The organism is Suilimivivens sp. (genome assembly GCF_037359455.1).
Taxonomy (GTDB): Bacteria; Bacillota; Clostridia; order Lachnospirales; family Lachnospiraceae; genus Suilimivivens; species Suilimivivens aceti.
Map to the genome: position 1 here is coordinate 244,782 of NZ_JAXXXI010000035.1, position 22,560 is coordinate 267,341.

Below are 22,560 nucleotides of genomic sequence, written 5' to 3' on the forward strand. Positions count from 1 at the left end.
GAAAGAGGTTTTTAAAATGGAAAAGGAAGCCAGATATGATGCCTCCAGTATTACTGTACTGGAAGGACTTGAGGCAGTCAGAAAAAGACCCGGTATGTATATCGGAAGCGTATCTACCAAAGGACTGAATCATCTCGTATATGAAATTGTAGACAATGCAGTAGATGAACATCTTGCCGGATACTGTGATGCAATTTCTGTTACCCTGGAGGCTGACGGTTCTGCTACTGTAGAGGATAATGGCCGTGGAATCCCAGTAGGCATGCATGAAAAAGGAGTCAGTGCGGAACGTCTTGTGTTTACAACGCTTCATGCAGGTGGTAAGTTTGATGATTCTGCCTATAAGACAAGTGGTGGTCTCCATGGTGTTGGTTCTTCTGTCGTAAATGCTCTTTCAACCCATCTGACGGTCAGGGTAAAAAATGGCGGTAATATTTACGAAGATAAATACGAAAAAGGAAATCCGGTGATCCCGTTAGAGAATGGTCTTTTACCTGTGGTTGGCAGGGCAAAGGGAACCGGAACCAGCATTAATTTCCTGCCGGATGATACAATCTTTGACAAGACAAGGTTCAAGGAGGATGAAATCAAAAGCAGGCTCCATGAGACCGCTTATCTGAATCCTGGGCTGACCATTCATTTTGAGGATAAGAGAAAAGAGATCCCTGAAAAAATCTCCTATCATGAACCAGATGGTATTGTTGGCTTTATCAAGGATATGAACAAATCCAAAGAGGTTCTCCATGATGTGATCTATTTTAAGGGAGAGGTGGATAAGATCACGGTAGAGGGTGCTCTCCAGTATGTGAACGAATTTCATGAAAATGTGCTTGGCTTCTGTAATAATATTTACAATGCAGAGGGAGGTACCCACCTGACAGGCTTTAAGACAGCCTTTACCAATATCATTAATACCTATGCGAGAGAACTGAATATCCTGAAGGAAAAGGATGTGAATTTTACCGGTGCAGATGTCAGAAACGGTATGACTGCAGTGATCAGCATCAAGCATCCGGATCCCAGATTTGAAGGACAGACCAAGACCAAGCTTGACAATCAGGATGCGGCAAAGGCAGTCAGCAAGGTGACAAATGATGAACTGATCCGTTATTTTGATAGAAATCTGGAAACACTGAAAAGCATTATCGGCTGTGCAGAAAAAGCGGCCAAGATCCGTAAGACAGAGGAAAAGGCAAAGACTAATCTGCTGACGAAGCAGAAATTTTCCTTTGATTCCAATGGAAAGCTGGCAAACTGTGAATCCAGGGATGCTTCCAAATGTGAAATTTTTATCGTAGAGGGAGATTCTGCGGGTGGCAGTGCAAAAACAGCCCGTAACAGAGCTTATCAGGCAATCCTGCCGATCAGAGGTAAGATCCTGAATGTAGAGAAGGCAAGTATTGACAAGGTGCTCGCCAATGCTGAGATCAAGACCATGATCAATGCCTTTGGATGTGGTTTTTCCGAGGGCTACGGAAATGATTTCGATATTACGAAGCTCCGTTATGACAAGATCATTATCATGGCCGATGCCGATGTGGATGGCGCCCATATTTCCACTCTGCTTCTGACTCTGTTTTACCGGTTCATGCCAGAGCTGATCTTTGAGGGACATGTGTATATTGCCATGCCTCCTCTTTATAAGGCTATGCCGTCAAGAGGAGAAGAAGAGTACCTGTATGATGATAAGGCACTGGAAAAATACAGAAAACGGCACAAGGGATCCTTTACACTGCAAAGATACAAAGGACTTGGTGAAATGGATGCGGATCAGCTCTGGGAAACCACGCTGAATCCGGATACGAGAATGCTTAAGCTTGTAGAGATCGAGGATGCCAGGATGGCATCTGAAGTCACAGAGATGCTGATGGGGACTGATGTTCCTCCCAGAAAGGCATTTATTTACGATCATGCAACTGATGCAGAGCTGGATGTTTAAGAAAGGCATTTTACTGTAAATGGACGAGAAAATCATAAAAACAGAATATTCTGAACTGATGCAGAAATCTTATATTGATTATGCCATGAGTGTTATCATTGCAAGAGCCCTGCCGGATGCCAGAGATGGCCTGAAGCCGGTTCAGAGAAGAACACTTTATGATATGCATGAGCTGGGTATCCGCTATGACAGGCCTTATCGTAAGAGTGCCCGTATCGTAGGTGATACCATGGGTAAATATCATCCTCACGGAGACAGCTCCATTTATGATGCACTGGTTGTCATGAGCCAGGAGTTTAAAAAGGGGCTGCCGCTTATTGATGGACATGGTAACTTCGGTAATATCGAAGGAGACGGTGCCGCAGCCATGCGTTATACAGAAGCAAGGCTTGAGAGGGTGACACAGGAAGCGTTTCTTTCTGATCTCGATAAGGATGTCGTTGATTTTGTGCCAAACTTTGATGAGACAGAGAAAGAACCGTCTGTTCTGCCGGTAAAATTCCCAAATCTCCTGGTAAACGGTTCTGAAGGTATTGCTGTTGGTATGGCGACCAGTATCCCGCCTCATAATCTTTCAGAAGTCATTGATGCTGTGAAGGCATATATGAAAGATGAATCCGTTTCTACGGCAGAACTTATGAAGTACATAAAGGGACCTGATTTTCCGACCGGAGGAATCGTTATCAATAAAGACGAGCTTCTGTCCATTTATGAGACGGGAACCGGTAAGATCAAGGTTCGTGGAAAGGTGGATATCGAAAAGGGAAAAGCCGGCAGAACCAATGTGGTCATTTCAGAAATACCCTATCCCATGATCGGTGCCAATATTGCCAAGTTCCTGATGGATGTGGCAGCTCTTTCCGAGCAGAAGAAGACTATGGATATCGTGGATATCACCAATCAGTCTTCTAAAGAAGGAATCCGTATCGTTATAGAGCTGAAAAAAGATGCGGACGTGGAAAACTTTGTAAATATGCTTTACAAAAAGACCAGACTGGAAGATACGTTTGGGGTCAATATGCTGGCGATTGCCGGAGGCCGCCCGGAAACGATGGGGCTTAAGGGAATCATTAAATGTAATGTGGATTTCCAGTATGAGGTCAATACCAGAAAATATACCACACTTCTTGCAAGAGAACAGGAGAAGAAGGAAATACAGGAAGGTCTCATCAAGGCCTGCAATGTCATTGATCTGATCATTGAGATCCTGCGTGGCTCCAAAGACAGAGCCATGGCGAAGGCATGTCTTGTGGAAGGTAAGACAGAGGGTATCAAATTCAAGTTTAAAGAGTCAAAGATCATGGCATCACAGCTTATGTTTACGGAGAAGCAGGCAAATGCTATCCTGGAAATGCGCCTTTATAAGCTGATCGGCCTGGAGCTGGAGGCACTGATCAATGAGCATGAAGAGACCATGGCCAATATTTATCGTTATGAGGACATCCTTTCCCGTAGAGATGCCATGGCACAGGTTATCATGAATGAACTGGATGCCATTAAGAAAAGCTTTGGACATGCCAGAAAAACACAGATTGAAAATCTTGCAGAAGCTGTTTATGAAGAAAAGAAACCGGAAGAGATGGATGTTGTCTTCCTGATGGATCGCTTTGGCTATGCCAGATGTGTTGACACAGCTACCTATGAAAGAAATAAGGAAGCTGCTGACAGCGAGTCACGGTATGTATTTACCTGTAAGAATACGGGCAAGGTCTGTGTATTTACCAATACAGGCCAGCTCCATACCGTAAAGGTAGCCGATATTCCCTATGGAAAATTCCGTGATAAGGGAGTTCCGATCGATAATATCAGTAACTTCAGTTCGGATAAGGAACATATTATTGCTGTTACCAGTCAGACGTCACTGAATCTGTATCGTGTGATCTTCGTTACGAAGCTTTCCATGATGAAGATCGTCGATGGTGGCGAATTTGATGTATCAAAGAGAATGGTTGCATCCACCAAGCTGCAGGAGGGAGATGAGATCGTGGATGTATCTGTACTGAAGGAGCAGAAGGATATTATACTGCAGACGAAAGACGGATATTTCCTGAAATTTTCCCTGGAAGAAATACCGGAGAAGAAAAAGGGAGCCGTTGGTGTCAGAGGCATGAAGCTGACAGGTACGGATCAGGTTGAAAACGTTTATTATACAAGACCGGGCATGGCAGATCCTGTCATAGAATTTAAGGAAAAACAGTTTGATCTGTCCAGGATCAAAACCGGCAGACGGGATTCGAAAGGAACGAAACCCAGAGTATAAAGGAGATCATTATGAGGGTAATTGCAGGAACAGCAAGACGTCTTTTGTTGAAAACACCGGAAGGAATGGATACAAGGCCAACAACAGACAGAATCAAGGAAACATTGTTTAATATGATACAGGGTGAGATTCCGGGAAGTATATTTGTGGATCTGTTTTCCGGAAGCGGAGGTATCGGGATCGAAGCCCTGAGCCGTGGTGCCAGACATGCTTATTTTGCAGAAAATGCGAAGGACGCCATAGCCTGTATCCAGGCAAATCTTTCAACAACCAGATTCGAGGATAAGGCAACATTGTTAAAGCAGGATGCTGTCAGTGCACTGTCCCTGATCTCCGAAAAAGAAGTTGATATTGTATTCATGGATCCTCCTTATCAGCTTCAGGTTGAAAGAAATGTGTTTTCTGCATTAAAACAGCAGAAATATATTACAGAGGATACGCTCATCATAACTGAAGCAGCTCTTGATCGTGATTTTTCCTTTGTAGAAGAACTTGGATTTACCATAGTCCGTGAAAAAAGATATAAGACGAATAAGCACGTGTTCTGCAGAAAGGCGGCACAATGAAAAGAGCAATCTATCCCGGAAGCTTTGATCCCGTAACCTACGGGCATCTGGATATTATAAGGAGGGCAGCAGAAATATTTGAAGAGCTGACTGTCAGTGTACTGAATAACACGCAAAAAACTCCATTGTTTTCTGTAGAGGAACGTGTTACTATATTGAAAGAAGCAACGAAAGATATCCCGAATGTAAAGGTGGAATCTTTCAGTGGACTTCTGGTTGATTATGCGAAAGCCAAAGATGTTCATGTCGTGATCCGAGGACTTCGTGCTATTACCGACTTTGAATATGAATTGCAGAATGCACAGACCAATGCGCTGTTGTCCAAAGGAGCACTTGATACGGTTTTCCTGACCACGAAGCTTGAGTATGCCTACTTAAGCTCCTCAACGGTCAAGGAAATTGCAAGCTTTCATGGTGATATTTCCATGTCAGTACCGGATTTTGTGGCTGAGCGGGTATATAAGAAATTTGGGTATCATATAGACAAATAGGGAGGTTCTTCCATGAGCAGCAGAATCGAGCAGTTAATCGACGAGATCGAAACTTATATTGATAATTGCAAATATCAGCCTTTTTCCAATACCAAGATCATTGTAGACAAAGAAGAGATCGATGAGCTTTTAAGAGAGCTTCGTATGAAAACACCTGATGAGATCAAGCGTTATCAGAAGATCATCAGTAACAAAGAAGCAATCTTAAATGATGCAAGAGCCAAGGCTGAGGCACTGATCAATGATGCTACGATCCATACCAATGAGCTGATCAATGAACACGAGATCATGCAGCAGGCATATGCACAGGCCAATGAAGTGGTCACCATGGCAACCAAGCAGGCACAGGATATCCTGGATAATGCTACGATTGAAGCCAACAATATGCGAAGCGCTGCCATGCAGTATACAGACGGCATTCTCGCCAACGTAGAGAATCTGCTGACACAGACGATGAAAACCACGCAGGATCATTATGACAGCTTTATCAGTTCCCTGAATCAGTATAATGACGTGGTCAACGCTAACCGTGTGGAGCTGAATCCGCCGGAACCGGATACCATCGTAGAGGATCCTGGGGCAGCACAGTCTTCCTCCGAAGACCTCAATCTGGATATGATCTAGAACAGGAACAGCATAAACCGGTTTGCCACAGGGCAGGCCGGTTTTTTTGAGTGCGCCTGACGGCGCACATTTAAAAGGAGACAACAGTTTATGCCGGATTTACAGGGAAATACCGTTATTGTGATTGATCCGGGGCATGGCGGAGAAAATCTGGGTGCCCAGGTAGATGGATATACAGAAAAAGAAATGACGATGATCGTTGCCAAAGCGATGAAGAAAGAACTGGAAAACTACGACAATGTGGTTGTCTATCTGACAAGGGAGTCAGATCAGGAATTGTCATTAGAAGAGCGTGCGCAGTTTGCAAAAGACAGAAATGCCGATTTTCTGTTCTGTCTTCACTTTAACAGTTCTGTTAACCATAATTTATACGGTTCTGAAGTCTGGGTATCTGCTTTTGGAGAATATTACAGCAAGGGACGCAGCTTTGCTGAGATCAATATGAGAAGGTTTGAAGATATGGGTCTGTTTTCCAGAGGGATCAAGACCAGACTGAATTCCCGTGGAGATAATTATTACGGAATCTTACGAGCCAGTACAGACCTTGAGATTCCAGCGGCATTGATCGAGCATTGTCATCTGGATCAGTCCCGTGACAAGGTTTTTTACCAGCAGAGTGAAGAACAGCTTGTAACGTTCGGACGGGAGGATGGCAAGGCTGCTGCCGAATATTTCGGGCTGAAATCCCCCAAAACAGGCGAAGATTTCAGCGGTCATGTGAACCAGAGCTTTTCCATAAAAGAAATCAACAGACCGGATCAGACAGAAGCGGAAATCTGCCAGATTGAACTTTTATCTGTTGATCCTTATGGACGGGAAGCAGATGTGAAAATTAAAGCATCTGATTCTGATGGCTATATCCAGTATTACTGTTATCGCTTTGACCAGGGAGAATACAGTGAGCTATATCCATGGCCAAGAGAAAACTGGGACAGCTCCCTGCCAGAGCATGAATTTACCGTTGCACTCCCAGAGGAAGAAACGGCAGATCTGCAGGTATGCGTTTACAATGGTTATGATCTGAAAACGGAAAGCAATACAATTACCATTTTTATTCCATTACAGGAAGAGGAAACGGAGGAAATTACCAGTGAAACAGAAACACTTTCCAGAATTCCACTGGATCTTTCCATGTCAGCTTCAGAAATTCGGGCTGAAAAAGGCTCCCTGATCCTTCTGATCCTCTGTGTCAGTCTGATTCTGACTGGAAGCCTTTATTTTGTCATCAGGCTGTTACAGAAAAGAAAACGACGTAATAAAGGGCACAAAGAATGGTAAGACAGAGCCGGTTCTTAAAATAACAGATAAGAGAAAACGGACTTCCTGCAAGGACGCTCCCTGTCTGGGCAAGACAGCAGAAACCGCAGAATACAAGCAGAATCAGGGAGATACAGGGAGAGGTATCCTGAAGCAGTGCCAGACCTCCTGATATTTCCAGTAGTCCCTGTGCAATCCCGGGATACAGTCCCTGTTTAAGAAACAGGGACGGATATACATTCAGGATCTGGAACAGGATCATATAACCGCCAAGCTTTGTAATACTGTGCAGGGAGGCTGTCACAGATTCATCCAGTGCAGCAAGGAGCGAAGCTTCTTTTTCATAAGAAGCCTGACAGAGAACTGGCGTTTTTCTTGCGGAAGCAGACAACTTACAGCGGTATCTTGTATGGCGGAGAACTATCCCATAAAGCAGTGGTATGCCATACATGCCAAAGAGGCAGGGCAGGAGCGGCGGATTTCCCATGCTGGGAAGGGCGAAGCTGATGAAATAAACCGGTCCGATATTATTACAGAAGGAAAGCAGAAATTCTCCTTCTGTAACAGAAAGCCGTCTTTTTTTATAAAGATCTGTAACTGCCACAGCACCCATGGGGAATCCACACAGAAACCCTATGATGATCACATAAAGGCAGTCAGTATTTACCCTGAATACTGGGGTGAGCAGAGGGCGGAGCAGTGAAACAAACCGGTCTGTCAGATCCATGCGGATCAATATGCCTGACAGTACCATAAAGGGGAATAAGGATGGAATCATCTTCTGGAACCAGAGGTTTAAGCCTGTGAGTGCAAAGGACAGGCATTGCCCCGGGAATAGAAGGAGTGTTCCCATAAACAGAAAAAGACATATCAGTGTTAATGGAAATGAATTCTTTTTTAACAAAATGAGTGGTTCTTTTCTCCGTTTGTGTTATTATTATAGCTATGAGAATTGACAGGTTTTTATGCGAACTGAATATAGGTTCCAGAAGAGAAGTGAAGGAGCTCCTGAAGAAGGGAGAGATCCTCATCAATGGAAAGAAAGGGCTTAAGCCGGATGACAAAGTGGATGAACTGACAGCGGTTGTCAGCTACAGGGGGAAGGAATTCCGCTACCGGCCTTATGTTTATTATATGATGAACAAGCCTGCAGGTGTTGTCAGCGCTACAGAAGATTTAAGAGATAAAACCGTACTGGATCTTTTGAAGGAACAGCTTTCCCAGCATGACAATAAAGACCTGTATGGCATTCCTTCAGATGATATCTTTCCTGTTGGAAGACTGGATAAGGATACGGTAGGACTTTTGCTCCTGACCAATGACGGTGCGCTTTCCCACAGACTGCTTTCTCCTGCAAAGCATGTGAAAAAATGCTATTATGTGGAAACGGATCTGACCATTGTTCCAGAAGAGCTCAAAAAGCTTGAAATCGGTGTGGATATCGGAGAAAAGGCACTGACAAAGGAAGCGGAAACTAAGCTGCTATCTGAAAAGAGCTGCCTTCTGACCATTACAGAGGGAAAGTTCCATCAGGTAAAACGGATGTTCCAGGCCATCGGTCTTACCGTCACGTATCTGAAGCGGGTTTCCATGGGAAGCCTTGTGCTGGATGAAGATCTGCCTGAAGGACGCATCCGTGAATTAACAGAAGAAGAGGTAAACAGCTTATGCTCGAACATATAAAGGCGGTCCTGTTTGATCTGGACGGTACGCTGGTAGATTCCATGTGGGTATGGAATGATATTGATGTTGAATATCTGGGACGATTTGGCCTGTCGCTTCCGGAAACCCTGCAGAAGGAGATTGAAGGAATGAGCTTTACGGAAACGGCTGTTTATATCAAACAGAAGTTTTCCATTCCGGATCCCATCGAAAAGATGAAGGAAGACTGGAATGCCATGGCCTTTGACAAGTACGTGAATGAGGTGCCCTTGAAAAAAGGGGTTCCTGAATTTCTTGCGCTCTGCCGGAAGAAAGGAATCCGTCTTGGTATCGCTACCAGTAATTCCAGACAGCTTGTGGATGCGATCATTGCTTCACATGGCCTTACAGAATACTTTGACGGTATCGTGACAGGATGCGAGGTAAACCGTGGGAAGCCGTGGCCGGATGTTTATCTGGAAACTGCCAGAAGATGTGGTGTTTCACCAGAACACTGTCTGGTTTTCGAAGATATTGTTCCGGGTATGCAGGCGGGCAGAAATGCAGGTATGAAGGTATGTGCTGTGGCAGATGCCTATTCGGTTTATCAGGAAAAAGAAAAGCGTGAGCTTGCTGATTATTATATTGAAGATTTCACAGAGATCACAAAATAGAGAGGATAGCAGATGAAAAAAGCAGTTAAGGGTACTTATGGTTATATTAAAACAAAGCGGACTTTTGTTCTGCTGCGTACGATTCTTTATTTCGTTATTTCCCTGGCACTTCTGTTTGCCGGTATTATTTCTACCGGATCACGGAAAAACCTGCTTACGGTTGTAGCAGTGCTTGGCTGCCTGCCGGCTGCCAAAAGCCTTGTGAATTATGTCATGTTCTGCCGGGCTAAAGGCTGTAGTGAAGCAGTAAAGGAACAGGCAGAAGCTGTGACCGGTGATCTGGTTGGTATGTTTGACATGTATTTTACCTCCTATAAGAAAAATTTTGCCATCAGTCATATGGTAGTTGACGGCAAAACAATCTGTGGTCTTACAGAAGATGACAAATGTAATCTGCAGGCCTGTGAAACGCATCTGGCTGATATGTTAAAACAGGGCGGTTTCAAAGACATGACCATCAAGATCTTTCGTGATACCGGCAAATACTGTGACAGACTGGTGAGTCTTAACAAATCAGAGCATGGCAAAACACCTGAGAGAGATGATGAGATCCGTGTCATCCTTTATGATATTTCCCTGTAAGAGAGGCTGTTATGTACCAGTTTACGATCAAAGAGTCAGAAGCAGGACAGCGTTTTAACAAATACCTTCAAAAGCTTCTTCCTGCAGCAGCTTCTTCTTTTCTCTATAAAATGCTGCGCAAAAAAAATATTGAACTAAACGGTAAAAAGGCTGCCGGAAACGAGGTACTGAAAAACGGAGATACCGTAAGGCTTTTCTTTTCAGAAGAGACCTTTCTGAAATTTAAGGCTGCCGGTGCACAGGAAGCCAAAAGCTCTTCCTATGAAAAAGCCTTTCAATCCCTGAAGGGTATTTCTGTTATTTATGAAAATGAACATATGCTTCTTCTGAATAAACCGGAAGGCATTCTGACCCAGAAGGCCAGTGATTCCGATCTTTCCCTGAATGAATGGATGATCGGCTATCTGCTTTATCATAAAGTTATTTCAGAACAGTCCCTGCAGACCTTTAAACCATCTGTCTGCAACCGTCTTGACCGGAATACCAGTGGACTTGTGATCTGTGCCAAAACCCTTATGGGAAGTCAGAAGCTGAATGAAATGATAAAGACAAGAGCTGTACGGAAATATTACCGGCTTTTTGTAAAAGGGCGGCTGGAAAAAGAATTGTCTTTAAAGGGATATCTTGTCAAGGACGAAAAAACAAACCGGGTAAGTGTTATTAACAAGCCTGTTGATAACAGTTCTTATATTGAGACACGCTTTTATCCACTTCAGATCTTTTCCGATATGACTTATCTTGAGGTGGAGCTGATCACCGGAAAGACCCATCAGATCCGTGCACATATGGCATCCATCGGCCACCCGTTGCTGATGGACTATAAATACGGGGAAGCCGCTTTTAATCACCGCTACGAAAAGCTGATCTCCGGAAGGGGACAGCTTCTGCATGCTTATCGGTTGGAATTTCCACCCTGCCGTCTTTTAGCAGAAGAAGAGATCCACCGCTTTACGGCACCGGAGCCGAATGCCTTTCAAAAGCTTCTGCAGATAAAAGGTAAGGAGAATATTGATGACAACATGGAATTCCAGAGGTCTTAGGGGAGCAGGACTTGAGGAACTGATCAACAGAACCAACGAAAAATATCTGGAAAAGGGACTGGCTCTGATCCAGAAGATTCCAACGCCGATCACACCGATCAATATTGATCAGACAAGCAGGCATATCACACTGGCTTATTTTGATAAGAAAAGTACCGTTGACTATATTGGTGCCGTTCAGGGGATCCCTGTCTGTTTTGATGCCAAAGAATGTGCTGTGGATACATTCAGTCTTCAGAATATCCATGAACATCAGGTGACCTTTATGGAGGCCTTCGAAAAGCAGAGGGGGATCGCTTTTTTTCTGATCTATTACACTCATCTGGATCTATTTTATTATCTGCCCTTTGATATGCTGATGTTCTTCTGGATCCGGGCAAAGGAAGGAGGACGGAAGAGCTTTCGCAGGGAAGAACTGAATCCGGACTATTATCTGCCAAAGCATAATGGTATCCTTGTTCCTTATCTTGACATCCTGCAGAAAGATCTTGAGGATCGAGATTATACATAAACTATTTGACAAGTATTTCTCTTTTCGTTATACTGACAATAGTTTTAAACACTACCATGGTAGCATATTAGCACTGTAATCTACTAAAGTATTTGGCGATACATAAAAAACCATACTGCACCAGAAAGGATTTTATCACCATGAATAAGAAGCCGGTACATACACCTGAGGGCGTCAGGGATATCTATGGAAAGGAATACGCAGTCAAGCTGGCCATAGAAGAACATATCCATGGACAGTTAAACAGCTACGGCTATGAAGATATCCAGACACCGACTTTTGAATTTTTTGATGTTTTTTCCAAGGATATCGGGACTACACCTTCCAGAGAGCTGTACAAATTTTTTGACAAGGAGGGTAATACCCTTGTCCTTAGACCAGATTTCACACCTTCCATGGCACGCTGTGCTGCCAAATATTATATGGATGAAGATGTACCGATCCGTTTCTGTTATCTAGGAAATACTTTCACAAACACCAGCAATCTGCAGGGTAAATTAAAGGAAGTCACCCAGATGGGTGCAGAGCTGATGGGGGATGGCAGTGTGGAAGCTGACGGAGAGATCATTGCCCTTGCTGTTTCCTCCCTGCTTGCGGCGGGACTTCAGGAATTTCAGCTTAGCATTGGTGAGATCGAGTATTTTAAGGGAATCTGTGAGGAAGTAGGACTGGATGAAGACACAGAGCTTTCTCTTCGTGATTATATTTCCGGCAAGAACATTTTCGGTGCCGAAGCTCTTCTCCTTGAAAAGGGTATTGACGAAAAGCACAGGGAAATGCTTCTGAAAACTACAGATTTCTTTGGAAGTGCAGAGATGCTGAAGGAAGCAGCTGCGATTGTCGATAATGACAGATCCAGAAGTGCCGTAGAAAGACTGTTTGCATTGTATCAGGTGCTTTGTGAATACGGTGTGGAGAAATATATCTCCTTTGACCTTGGCATGTTAAGCAAATACAATTATTATACCGGTGTGATTTTCAAGGCCTATGCCTACGGTGTCGGGGATGCGATCCTGAAAGGCGGCCGCTATGACAATCTGTTATCCCGTTTCGGAAAGGAAGCACCGGCTGTTGGTTTTATGGTTGTGATCGATGATCTGATGCAGGCTCTTTTCCATCAGAATATACAGCTGCCTGAAAAGGAATCTGTCAGGATCATTATCTATGCTAAGGACAGCTTCAGGGCAGCCCTTAGAGAAGCGAAAAAACTCCGGCAGGAGGGCATCCGGGTGGCACTTGTTCCGGAAAAGAATATGCAGGAAAGAGGAGAGTAGCATGAACAACGACAGATATCTTACCTTTGCCCTCGGTAAGGGAAGACTTGCCAATAAAACACTGGAGCTTCTTGAAAAAACAGGAATCACCTGTGAAGAGATGAAGGATAAGAATTCCAGAAAGCTGATCTTTGTCAATGAGGAGCTGAAGCTTCGTTTTTTTCTTGCCAAAGGACCTGATGTCCCCACTTATGTGGAATATGGTGCAGCTGATATTGGTGTGGTCGGAAGCGATACCATCATGGAAGAAAACAGACGTGTTTATGAAGTGCTGGATCTTGGCTTTGGAAAATGCCGGATGTGTGTCTGTGGTCCTGCACAGGCCAGAGAGCTGTTAAAGCATCACGAAAGGATCCGCGTAGCCAGTAAATATCCAAATATTGCCAAAGACTATTTCTTCAACAAGAAGCATCAGACTGTAGATATCATCAAACTGAACGGCTCTGTAGAGCTTGGCCCTATCGTCGGGCTTTCAGATGTGATCGTTGATATCGTAGAGACCGGTTCCACCTTAAGGGAGAATGGCCTTGAGGTGCTGGAGGAGATCTGTCCCCTGTCTGCAAGAATGATAGTCAATCAGGTCAGCATGCAGATGGAAACAGAGCGGATCCGCAGCCTGATCCAGAAGCTGAAGCCTCTGTGTGAAGCCTGAGAATCAGTATGAAACAGGTAATGATGAACTATAAGAATATACAGAAAGCATACCAACAGGAGGAAGCCTCATGAAGATCATCAATCTGAATGAAAATACAAGAAAAGAACTGCTTTTGCAGCTGCAGAAAAGAAGTCCTTCAAGCTATGGCGGTTATGAAAAGACGGTCAATGAGATCATTGAAAATATAAGACAGCATGGTGACAAAGCCCTGTTTGATTATACGGAGAAATTTGATCACTGCAGCCTGAGCAGGGAAACTGTACAGGTCACCCGGGAAGAGATTGAAGAGGCCTATACAAAGATCAGTCCTGAATTTGTAGCTGTTATGAAAAAGTCAGCAGAAAACATCAGGGCTTTTCATGAGAAGCAGCTTCATGCAAGCTGGATCATCCCCAAAGAAGACGGGACAATCCTTGGACAGAAGATCCTGCCTATTGCCATTTCCGGTGTTTATGTTCCCGGCGGCAAGGCGGCTTATCCTTCCAGTGTTCTGATGAATGTGCTCCCTGCCAAAGTAGCGGGTGTTAGCCGTATTATCATGACAACCCCTCCCGGAAAAGACGGAAAGGTAAATCCAGGCACACTGGTTGCTGCAGATATTGCAGGGGTAGATGAGATCTATAAGGTAGGCGGTGCACAGGCAATCGCAGCCATGGCGTTTGGTACAGAAAGCATTCCCAAGGTAGACAAGATCACAGGACCCGGAAATATTTTCGTAGCCCTTGCCAAGAAGGCATGCTTTGGTTTTGTAAGTATTGACTCTATCGCAGGCCCCAGTGAGATCCTGGTTCTTGCCGATGAAAGTGCAAATCCCAGATATGTAGCAGCGGATCTTCTTTCCCAGGCAGAGCATGATGAACTGGCAAGTGCGATCCTGATTACCACAAGCAGAGAACTGGCTGATCAGGTTGTTACAGAAATTGAACAGTTTACAGAAAAACTGGAGAGAAAGGCTATCATTCAGGCCTCACTTGATAATTACGGTACCATTTTCCTTGCAGATTCCATGGAGGATGCGATCCATGCTGCCAATGAGATCGCCAGCGAGCATCTGGAGATCCTGACGAAAAATCCGTTTGAAACCATGACCAAGATCAAAAATGCAGGGGCAATTTTCCTTGGAGAATACTCCTCAGAGCCGCTTGGTGATTATTTTGCAGGACCGAACCACATCCTGCCAACCAATGGCACGGCAAAATTCTTCTCTCCCTTAAATGTAGATGATTTTATGAAGAAGACAAGCATCATTTCCTATTCAAAAGATGCACTTGCCCGTGTTCATAAGGACATCGAACTGTTTGCAAAAGAAGAGGGTCTGACTGCCCACGCCAATTCCATTAAAGTACGATTTGAAGAAGAGTAAGAAAGGAATCTGTTATGAGCCGAAACGCTTCTGTAACACGTAAAACAAAAGAAACTGATATTACTGCAACGCTGGAGCTGGATGGCACCGGCAATTCCAACATTGATACCGGCATCGGATTTTTTGATCATATGCTTGAGGGATTCTCCAGACACGGATTCTTTGACCTGATCCTGGAGGTGGAAGGGGATCTGCAGGTAGACGGACACCATACCGTAGAAGACACTGGTATTGTAATCGGTTCTGTGATCAAAAAGGCTCTTGGCGATAAGGCAGGAATCCGCCGGTATGGCTCCTGCATTCTTCCCATGGATGAAACACTTGTTCTCTGTGCGGTAGATCTGTGTGGCAGACCCTATCTGAACTTTGACTGTAACTTTACAGTAGACAGGGTCGGAGAACTGGATACCGAGCTTGTAAGGGAGTTTTTCTATGCCATTTCCTACAGTGTGGGCATGAACCTTCATATCAAGCTTTTGGATGGCAGCAATAACCATCATATCATTGAAGCCATGTTCAAGGCCTTTGCCAAAGCACTGGATATGGCCGTTGAAAAGGATCCGAGGATCCAGGATGTACTCAGTACCAAGGGGAGCTTATAATATGAAAAAAATGACTTATACACCGGTATCTGTCGTAAATCATATTCCATGGAGCGAGCTTAAAAAAAATACGGATGGCCATGTTACGGTAGTGGTCCAGGACGAAAAGACGCTGCAGGTACTGATGGTAGCTTATATGAACGAAGATGCCTACGAAAAGACCCTTGCCACCGGCAGGATGACCTATTTCAGCCGGAGCCGGAATGAACTCTGGATCAAGGGTGAGACAAGCGGTCATTTCCAGTATGTGAAGGAGCTTTATGCCGACTGTGATAAAGATACCCTCCTTGCCAAGGTGGATCAGGTTGGAAATGCCTGTCATACCGGAAGCTACAGCTGTTTTTTTGAAAAAATAATCTGAAACAGATAAGAATGGTGACATGCACTGCATAGATTAAAAATGCAGTGCATATTTTTTAGTAAGGTTTGTCTGAAAAGAGAATGATATGGAAAAAGTCAGTGCAGATCAGAAGCTGAAACTGATACAGTCCATCCGGACAGAAAATCAGTATAACCGTATGAAATGCAGAGAACGGGAAAAACTGCTTTATGGAGCAGAGGCAGTACATATGGATGGATATGGTGGTGTGGGAAGCAGCTATGGAAGCATGGATGGCATTTCACCTCCTTCGTCAGACGATCCCCGGCCATCCACCGGAAAAGGGCTTCTTTCCGGATTCCGCTTCCGGTTCTTTCTGGCGGTCTGCCTGTCTGCTGCTTTTATTTACATGGATAAGCAGCAGATCCTGGTTCTCGGAGAGCCCCTGCGGTCTTACTGTGAAAAGCTGACAGAAGAGGATGCCATTTTTGACCGGATCCTTCAGAGTCTGAATCTATTTGATTTCTGATCTGTTATTCGTTATACTGAAAAGGCAGGAAAAACAACAGACAAGGAAAAAAACATGAGAACATTAGCATTAAGTGATGAAATTCTTATGCAGGTAGAAAAACCTGCCAGATATATCGGCGGCGAGATCAATGCCGTCATGAAGGATCCGGAGGCAGTAAAGGTACGTTTTGCCATGTGCTTTCCGGATGTTTACGAAATTGGTATGTCCCACCTTGGGATCCAGATTCTTTATGGTATGCTGAACAGCTATGAAGATGTCTGGTGTGAAAGAGTCTATTCTCCCTGGGTCGATCTGGATGCCATCATGCGGAAGGAACAGATCCCTCTGTTTGCACTGGAATCCCAGGATCCGATCAGAACATTTGATTTTCTCGGCATCACCATCCAGTATGAAATGTGTTATACCAACATTTTGCAGGTACTTGATCTGTCCGGCATTCCCCTGCTTTCTAAAGACCGTACAGAAGAAGATCCCATTGTGATCGGCGGCGGTCCCTGCACATACAATCCGGAGCCGGTCTGTGATTTCTTTGACCTCTTTTATATTGGAGAAGGAGAGACCAGATACCGTGAGCTGATCGATCTTTATGAGGACTGCCGTGGCAGAGGACTTTCCAGACAGGACTTTCTAAAGAAGGCTGCCTGTATTCCCGGAATTTATGTGCCTTCCCTATATGAGGTAAGCTACCATGAAGACGGCACCATAAAGGAAATGAAGCCTCTGGAAGAAGGAATCCCTGAAAGAATCCTCAAGGAAATGGTGACCGAGGTATCTGATACCTATTATCCGGATAAGCCGGTGGTTCCCTTTATCAAGGTGACACAGGATCGTGTTGTGCTTGAGATCATGCGTGGCTGTATCAGAGGCTGCCGTTTCTGCCAGGCCGGCCAGCTCTATCGTCCGGTCCGCGAAAGGGATGTGGAATTCTTAAAGAAATATGCTATTGCTATGCTGGAAAATACCGGTCACGAAGAAATATCCTTAAGCTCCTTAAGCTCCAGTGACTATCAGAAGCTTCCCGAGCTGATCGATTTCCTGATCGAGGAGTGCAGCAGGCGGAAAGTCAATATTTCCCTGCCGTCCCTCCGGATTGATGCCTTTTCCCTGGATGTCATGAACAAGGTGCAGGATGTAAAAAAGAGCAGCCTGACCTTTGCACCGGAAGCCGGCAGCCAGCGCCTTCGTAATGTGATCAATAAGGGGCTTACCGAGGAAGTGATCCTGCAGGGTGCAAAGCTTGCCTTTGAAGGCGGCTGGACAAGGGTCAAGCTGTATTTTATGCTGGGGATCCCCTTTGAAACAGAAGAGGATATTCGGGGCATCGCAGAGCTCTGTAATAAGATTGCTGCTGAATTTTATGATACGGTTCCCAAGGAAAAACGAAATGGAAGAGTACAGATCGTTGCCAGTACCTCTTTCTTTATCCCTAAGCCCTTTACCCCTTTTCAGTGGGCACCGCAGTGTAGAAAGGAAGATTTCCTGAATAAAGCCTATCTGACAAGGACAGCTATTATGAGCCAGTTAAATCAGAAGAGCATCAAGTACAACTGGCATGAAGCAGATGCCAGTGTGATGGAAGGCATTCTTGCCAGAGGTGACAGAAAGGTGAACCAGGTTATTTTGAGAGCCTATGAAAAGGGCTGCTTCTATGATGCCTGGGGCGAAAATTATAAACATGATGTGTGGCTTGAAAACTTTGAGGAATGTGGTGTGGATCCTGACTTTTACACAGTCAGGGAACGGAGTGAGGATGAAATTTTCCCCTGGGACTTTATCGACTGCGGTGTGACCAAGGCATTTCTTCTCCGCGAATGGAAAAGGGCTGCAGAAGCTGTTGTCACCCCCAACTGCCGGATGCAGTGTCAGGGCTGCGGCGCTGCCAGGTTCGGGACAGGCGTCTGCTTTGATAAGCATACCGGTGTCACAGAAATTCAGACAGAAACGGAGGAAAACGGAAATGAAGGTACGGATTAAATTTTCCAAAGAGGGTCCTGTCCGTTTTATCGGGCATCTGGATATCATGCGCTATTTCCAGAAAGCAATCCGGAGAGCCGGAATTGATATTGCTTATTCCACCGGCTTTTCCCCTCACCAGATCATGTCCTTTGCATCTCCTCTGTCAGTAGGGCATGAAAGCTGCGGTGAATATTTCGATGTGGAATTAAATTCCATAACGGATACGGAGGATATTAAGATGCGCCTGAATCAGACCATGGCAGAAGGAATTCAGATCCTGCAGGTGGCTGTTCTTGATGAAACGGAAGGAAATGCCATGGCAAGCGTTGCCGCTGCCGATTATCTGATCTCTTTCCGGGACAGTGTTTCCCTTCCGGATGACTGGAAAGAAAAGCTGACAGCTTTCTACGAAAAGGATAAGATTCCTGTCATTAAAAAGACCAAAAAGGGGGAAAGAGAAATAGATCTGAAGGAGACCATTTATCAGCTTGAGATACGGGAGGATCAGGTCTATATGCTGCTGGATGCTGGAAGCGGAAGCAATATGAAGCCTGGCTTTGTACTGGAAACCTTCTGCACTGCTGAGAATATTTCCCTGCCGGAATATCCTTTCAGGGTACGCCGTCTGGAAACCTATAAAAGAACCGGAGAAGAAAGGCTTGTTCCTTTAATACCATGAATAATATTGTAATTACCCGTCAGAACAACCGATATCTGTCAGTCCTTTTCACAGAGGGACGGCCTTCCCGGATGCACTGCAGCCCTCTCTTGCAGGAGGAGGGGATGCTTTCACAGATCTGCCTTGCCAGAGTGAAGGATGTTATCCCTGCCATGAAAGGTGCATTTCTTACTGTTCCTGAAGGCAGGACTGTCTATCTGCCGCTTTCAGAGTCCGGTGATTTCCTGTGTGCAAACAGAAGCTTTTCTTCCTTATCTGAGCTTCATCAGGGAGATGAGATCGTTGTCCAGATCACCGGAGAAGCGGTAAAGACCAAGCCGCCTCTTGCCAGTGCAATGCCTGTACTGACAGGACAATATTGTGTCTGTTCCCTTTTTGGACATGGTATCCATGTTTCCAGAAAGCTTGCACCGGAAAGACAGAAAGAGTTAAAGACTGCCATTGCAGAGGCTGGTATCGAAGGCAGGAAAAACTTTCAGTTCACTGTCCGCACCAATGCAGATACCCTGAAGGAGCTGACACCTCTTTTTCAGGAAATGCAGGAATTTATCTGCTTTTTTCAGGAGCTTACTGAAATTTACCGGCACAGGAGCTGTCCTTCATGTCTGTACAGACCGCTGCCAGAACTGATCCGTCAGATCCAGGATATCCCTCTTACAGCATATGAAGAGATCGTTACGGATGAACCGGAAGTATGGCAGCTTCTGAAGGATACTTTTCCGGAAAAGACTGTCAGGCTGTATCAGGATCCTTCCTTAAGCCTTTCCAGGCTTTACCGGCTGGATTTCTTTCTACAGGAAGCCCTGTCAAGAAAAGTATGGCTGCCCTGTGGTGGTTATCTGGTGATAGAACCGACAGAAGCCATGGTTGTCATCGACGTCAATTCTGGCAAGGCTGTCCATAAAGGCCGCTCCAGTCAGGACTATTACCGGAAGGTCAACCGGGAAGCAGCAGCCGAAATTGCAAGACAGCTGCAGCTTCGGAATTATTCCGGCATGATCATGGTTGACTTTATCAATATGGAAAGTGAAAAAGATCAGAAAGAGCTGCTTTTCCTGCTGGACCAGCTCCTGAAGAAGGATCAGGTACGGACAAGACTGGTTGATATGACAGCACTTGGAATTGTAGAAATTACAAGAAAAAAAATCAATCGTCCGTTATTTGAAGAAATGCAGAAAAACTCTTGACATACATGGGTCTGGATGTTATATTTTATGAGTATGCCGCATAGCGGGGTAGAAGTGTGCCTTACGGCGCCACCGAAGCTAGCGAGTAAAATCAGTTTCGGCTGATTAGAAGGAGGATTATCCATTATGTACGCAATCATAGCAACAGGCGGAAAGCAGTATAAGGTTTCCGAAGGTGATGTGATCAAGGTTGAAAAGCTTGATGCTGAACCCGGAGCTACTGTTACATTTGACCAGGTTGTCGCTGTAAGTGACAAGGAGCTTAAGGTTGCCGGAGACGTAGCTAACGCCAATGTTACTGCAACAGTTATGGAGCAGGGCAGAGGTAAGAAGGTTATCGTTTACAAGTATAAGAGAAAAACCGGTTACCATAAGAAGAATGGTCATAGACAAGCATACACTCAGGTTAAGATCGAAAAGATTAATGCTTAGTTATGACGACCATTATGATTTATCAATCCAATAAGGGAGAATATCAGAGACTGACCTGTAAGGGTCATGCAGGCTATGCAGATTACGGTAAGGATATCGTATGTGCTTCCATATCCTGTCTGGTGATCAACACAATCAACTCACTGGATGAATTAGTCCATGAGAAAATGGAGATTACTACAGAGGAAGAGCAGGGTTATATCGACTGCAGATTTGAAAGTCTTTCCGATCAGGGAAAGCTTCTCATGGATTCTCTTATTCTTGGATTACAGAATATCGTAAGCAATTACGGTAAGAAGTATTTGGAACTAAAATTCAAGGAGGTGTAAACCATGTTAAAGATGAACCTTCAATTTTTCGCTCATAAAAAGGGAGTTGGTTCTACTAAGAACGGTAGAGATTCCGAATCCAAGAGATTAGGCGCGAAAAGAGCTGACGGACAATTCGTAAAAGCAGGAAACATTTTATACAGACAGCGTGGAACCAAGATTCATCCTGGTATCAATGTTGGTATCGGTGGAGATGATACTTTGTTCGCATTAGTTGACGGTGTACTTAAATTCGAAAGAAAAGGCAGAGACAAGAAACAGGCTTCTGTATATCCTGTAGAGAAATAGTACGATGGATCGGGCTTCAAACAACTTTACGTTTGAAGCCCATTTTTTTGAAAGGAAAACGTTATGTTTGCAGACAGAGCGAAAATATATGTCAGAAGCGGTAAGGGCGGCGATGGCCATGTGTCCTTCCGACGTGAAAAATATGTGGCGAATGGCGGACCAGACGGAGGCGATGGCGGTGATGGCGGCAGTGTTATTCTGGAAGTTGATGATGGAATGAATACTTTAAGTGATTACCGTCATGTCCGTAAATATCAGGCAATGGACGGCGAAAACGGAAAAAAGCGGAACTGCCGTGGGAAAAACGGTGATGACCTGATCCTGAAAATGCCTGCTGGAACTGTCATTAAAGAATTTGAAAGCGGCAAGATCATTACGGATCTCTCTGGCGATAACAGACGTTTTGTTCTTTTACAAGGCGGCAGAGGCGGGAAGGGGAACCAGCACTATGCCACCAGTACCATGCAGGTTCCCAAATATGCGCAGCCAGGCCAGCCGGCAAGGGAGCTTACCCTGCAGCTTGAACTGAAGGTAATTGCCGATGTAGGACTTGTGGGATTTCCCAATGTCGGGAAATCAACACTGCTTTCCAAGGTCAGCAATGCCAGACCGGAAATTGCCAATTATCATTTCACCACCATCACACCCCATCTTGGCGTGGTAGACCTGGATGGTGCAAAGGGATTTGTCATGGCAGATATTCCGGGACTTATCGAAGGTGCATCCCAGGGTGTTGGCCTTGGCTTTGAATTCCTGCGTCATATTGAACGTACCAAGGTGATCATCCATATGGTAGATGCTGCATCCACGGAGGGAAGAGATCCGGTTGCGGACATTTATGCCATCAACGAAGAACTGGAAGCCTATAATCCTGAGATTGCCAGAAGGCCGCAAGTGATCGCAGCCAATAAAACTGACATGATCTTTGATGACGGGGAGACAGAAGATCCTGTAGAACGTCTGAAAAGGGAATTTGAGCCAAAAGGCATCCCGGTGTATCCAATTTCTGCCATTAGTGGGAAAGGCCTGAAAGAGCTTTTGTATCATGTAAGTGAACTGCTTTCAAAAGCGGATCAGGAGCCTGTTGTTTTTGAACAGGAATTCTTCCCAGAATATATGCTGCCAGTATCCGATGAGCCTTACTCGGTTACTTATGATGAAGATGCAAATGAATATGTTGTAGAAGGACCCCGTATTGAAAAAATGCTTGGTTATACCAATCTCGACTCCGAAAAGGGATTTACCTTCTTCCAGAATTTCCTGAAGGACAATGGTATTCTGGATGAGCTGGAAGCACTTGGTATTTCAGAGGGAGATACTGTAAGAATGTATGGTCTTTCTTTTGACTATTACAAATAA

General features: G+C 44.8%; 24 protein-coding genes and 1 pseudogene. 24 read left to right on the forward strand and 1 reads right to left on the reverse strand.

The annotated features are described in order from the left end of the window. The first annotated feature begins 16 nt into the window (after positions 1-16). The 6 genes from WJQ40_RS06255 (at position 17) to WJQ40_RS06280 (ending at position 7,158) form a co-directional block, all read left to right on the forward strand. Positions 17-1,939 (forward strand): DNA gyrase subunit B, encoded by a 1,923-nt coding sequence (locus tag WJQ40_RS06255; RefSeq protein WP_262573092.1) that lies wholly within the window; start codon positions 17-19, stop codon positions 1,937-1,939. Positions 1,940-1,958: 19 nt separating this feature from the next. Further along, positions 1,959-4,199, forward strand: a complete 2,241-nt coding sequence (locus WJQ40_RS06260; protein WP_337538698.1) for a DNA topoisomerase (ATP-hydrolyzing) — start codon at positions 1,959-1,961, stop codon at positions 4,197-4,199. Between the two features lie 11 nt (positions 4,200-4,210). Further along, positions 4,211-4,765: a 16S rRNA (guanine(966)-N(2))-methyltransferase RsmD gene (rsmD, locus tag WJQ40_RS06265; protein ID WP_337538700.1), complete on the forward strand. Its 555-nt coding sequence runs from the start codon at positions 4,211-4,213 to the stop codon at positions 4,763-4,765. Further along, entirely contained in the window at positions 4,762-5,256 is a 495-nt protein-coding gene (gene coaD, locus WJQ40_RS06270; RefSeq protein WP_118796961.1) for a pantetheine-phosphate adenylyltransferase, read from the forward strand. Before rsmD ends, coaD begins: the two co-directional genes overlap by 4 nt. Before the next feature lie 12 nt (positions 5,257-5,268). Continuing rightward, on the forward strand, positions 5,269-5,880 hold the full coding sequence (locus WJQ40_RS06275) for a vacuolar family H+-ATPase subunit H (RefSeq protein WP_262573085.1): 612 nt from the start codon (positions 5,269-5,271) through the stop codon (positions 5,878-5,880). A 90-nt stretch (positions 5,881-5,970) separates the two neighbouring features. Next, positions 5,971-7,158 (forward strand): N-acetylmuramoyl-L-alanine amidase, encoded by a 1,188-nt coding sequence (locus WJQ40_RS06280; protein WP_337538704.1) that lies wholly within the window; start codon positions 5,971-5,973, stop codon positions 7,156-7,158. Here WJQ40_RS06280 and WJQ40_RS06285 read toward each other — a convergent pair. Further along, positions 7,106-7,915 (reverse strand): nucleoside recognition domain-containing protein, encoded by an 810-nt coding sequence (locus tag WJQ40_RS06285; RefSeq protein ID WP_337538705.1) that lies wholly within the window; start codon positions 7,913-7,915, stop codon positions 7,106-7,108. The genes WJQ40_RS06280 and WJQ40_RS06285 overlap by 53 nt on opposite strands. Positions 7,916-8,082: 167 nt before the next feature. On the opposite strand from WJQ40_RS06285, the gene WJQ40_RS06290 reads away from it, so the two are divergent. The 18 genes and pseudogenes from WJQ40_RS06290 to obgE all read left to right on the forward strand — a co-directional run bounded on the left by WJQ40_RS06290 (position 8,083) and on the right by obgE (position 22,560). Then, the gene (locus WJQ40_RS06290; protein ID WP_337538707.1) at positions 8,083-8,820 is read left to right on the forward strand and encodes a pseudouridine synthase; all 738 of its coding nucleotides are present in this window, start codon (positions 8,083-8,085) and stop codon (positions 8,818-8,820) included. Continuing rightward, a complete protein-coding gene (locus tag WJQ40_RS06295; protein WP_118796965.1) occupies positions 8,805-9,452 on the forward strand; it encodes an HAD family phosphatase in 648 nt (215 codons plus the stop codon). Before WJQ40_RS06290 ends, WJQ40_RS06295 begins: the two co-directional genes overlap by 16 nt. A gap of 12 nt (positions 9,453-9,464) precedes the next feature. Continuing rightward, a complete protein-coding gene (locus tag WJQ40_RS06300) occupies positions 9,465-10,034 on the forward strand; it encodes a hypothetical protein (protein WP_262573077.1) in 570 nt (189 codons plus the stop codon). 11 nt (positions 10,035-10,045) lie between these two features. Continuing rightward, entirely contained in the window at positions 10,046-11,074 is a 1,029-nt protein-coding gene (locus WJQ40_RS06305; RefSeq protein WP_337538709.1) for an RluA family pseudouridine synthase, read from the forward strand. Beyond that, positions 11,046-11,585: a Holliday junction resolvase RecU gene (locus WJQ40_RS06310; protein ID WP_337538711.1), complete on the forward strand. Its 540-nt coding sequence runs from the start codon at positions 11,046-11,048 to the stop codon at positions 11,583-11,585. The genes WJQ40_RS06305 and WJQ40_RS06310 overlap by 29 nt, the downstream gene beginning before the upstream one ends. A gap of 140 nt (positions 11,586-11,725) precedes the next feature. Then, on the forward strand, positions 11,726-12,859 hold the full coding sequence (gene hisZ, locus WJQ40_RS06315) for an ATP phosphoribosyltransferase regulatory subunit (RefSeq protein ID WP_337538713.1): 1,134 nt from the start codon (positions 11,726-11,728) through the stop codon (positions 12,857-12,859). A 1-nt stretch (position 12,860) separates the two neighbouring features. Then, positions 12,861-13,511: an ATP phosphoribosyltransferase gene (hisG, locus tag WJQ40_RS06320; protein WP_118796970.1), complete on the forward strand. Its 651-nt coding sequence runs from the start codon at positions 12,861-12,863 to the stop codon at positions 13,509-13,511. Positions 13,512-13,581: 70 nt separating this feature from the next. After that, positions 13,582-14,877, forward strand: a complete 1,296-nt coding sequence (gene hisD, locus WJQ40_RS06325; protein WP_337538714.1) for a histidinol dehydrogenase — start codon at positions 13,582-13,584, stop codon at positions 14,875-14,877. A gap of 14 nt (positions 14,878-14,891) precedes the next feature. Continuing rightward, on the forward strand, positions 14,892-15,479 hold the full coding sequence (gene hisB / locus WJQ40_RS06330) for an imidazoleglycerol-phosphate dehydratase HisB (RefSeq protein ID WP_118796972.1): 588 nt from the start codon (positions 14,892-14,894) through the stop codon (positions 15,477-15,479). A 37-nt stretch (positions 15,480-15,516) separates the two neighbouring features. Next, positions 15,517-15,840 (forward strand): annotated as a pseudogene (gene hisI, locus WJQ40_RS06335) (phosphoribosyl-AMP cyclohydrolase); the annotation flags it as partial. Between the two features lie 85 nt (positions 15,841-15,925). Next, complete coding sequence (locus WJQ40_RS06340; protein WP_118796973.1) at positions 15,926-16,327, forward strand: hypothetical protein; 402 nt, start codon at positions 15,926-15,928, stop codon at positions 16,325-16,327. A gap of 54 nt (positions 16,328-16,381) precedes the next feature. Then, a complete protein-coding gene (locus WJQ40_RS06345; protein ID WP_337538716.1) occupies positions 16,382-18,304 on the forward strand; it encodes a TIGR03960 family B12-binding radical SAM protein in 1,923 nt (640 codons plus the stop codon). Beyond that, complete coding sequence (locus WJQ40_RS06350; RefSeq protein ID WP_337538718.1) at positions 18,288-18,965, forward strand: TIGR03936 family radical SAM-associated protein; 678 nt, start codon at positions 18,288-18,290, stop codon at positions 18,963-18,965. The genes WJQ40_RS06345 and WJQ40_RS06350 overlap by 17 nt, the downstream gene beginning before the upstream one ends. A gap of 104 nt (positions 18,966-19,069) precedes the next feature. Further along, positions 19,070-20,152, forward strand: coding sequence for a ribonuclease E/G (locus WJQ40_RS06355; protein ID WP_262573062.1), 1,083 nt, complete (start codon positions 19,070-19,072; stop codon positions 20,150-20,152). Positions 20,153-20,278: 126 nt separating this feature from the next. Continuing rightward, entirely contained in the window at positions 20,279-20,584 is a 306-nt protein-coding gene (gene rplU, locus WJQ40_RS06360; protein WP_118796977.1) for a 50S ribosomal protein L21, read from the forward strand. Between the two features lie 14 nt (positions 20,585-20,598). Beyond that, positions 20,599-20,913 (forward strand): ribosomal-processing cysteine protease Prp, encoded by a 315-nt coding sequence (locus tag WJQ40_RS06365; protein ID WP_337538720.1) that lies wholly within the window; start codon positions 20,599-20,601, stop codon positions 20,911-20,913. A gap of 3 nt (positions 20,914-20,916) precedes the next feature. Next, complete coding sequence (rpmA, locus tag WJQ40_RS06370) at positions 20,917-21,201, forward strand: 50S ribosomal protein L27 (protein WP_118796979.1); 285 nt, start codon at positions 20,917-20,919, stop codon at positions 21,199-21,201. Positions 21,202-21,264: 63 nt separating this feature from the next. Then, positions 21,265-22,560 carry a GTPase ObgE gene (obgE, locus tag WJQ40_RS06375; RefSeq protein ID WP_118796980.1) on the forward strand — a complete coding sequence of 432 codons (1,296 nt, stop codon included), beginning with the start codon at positions 21,265-21,267 and terminating at the stop codon, positions 22,558-22,560.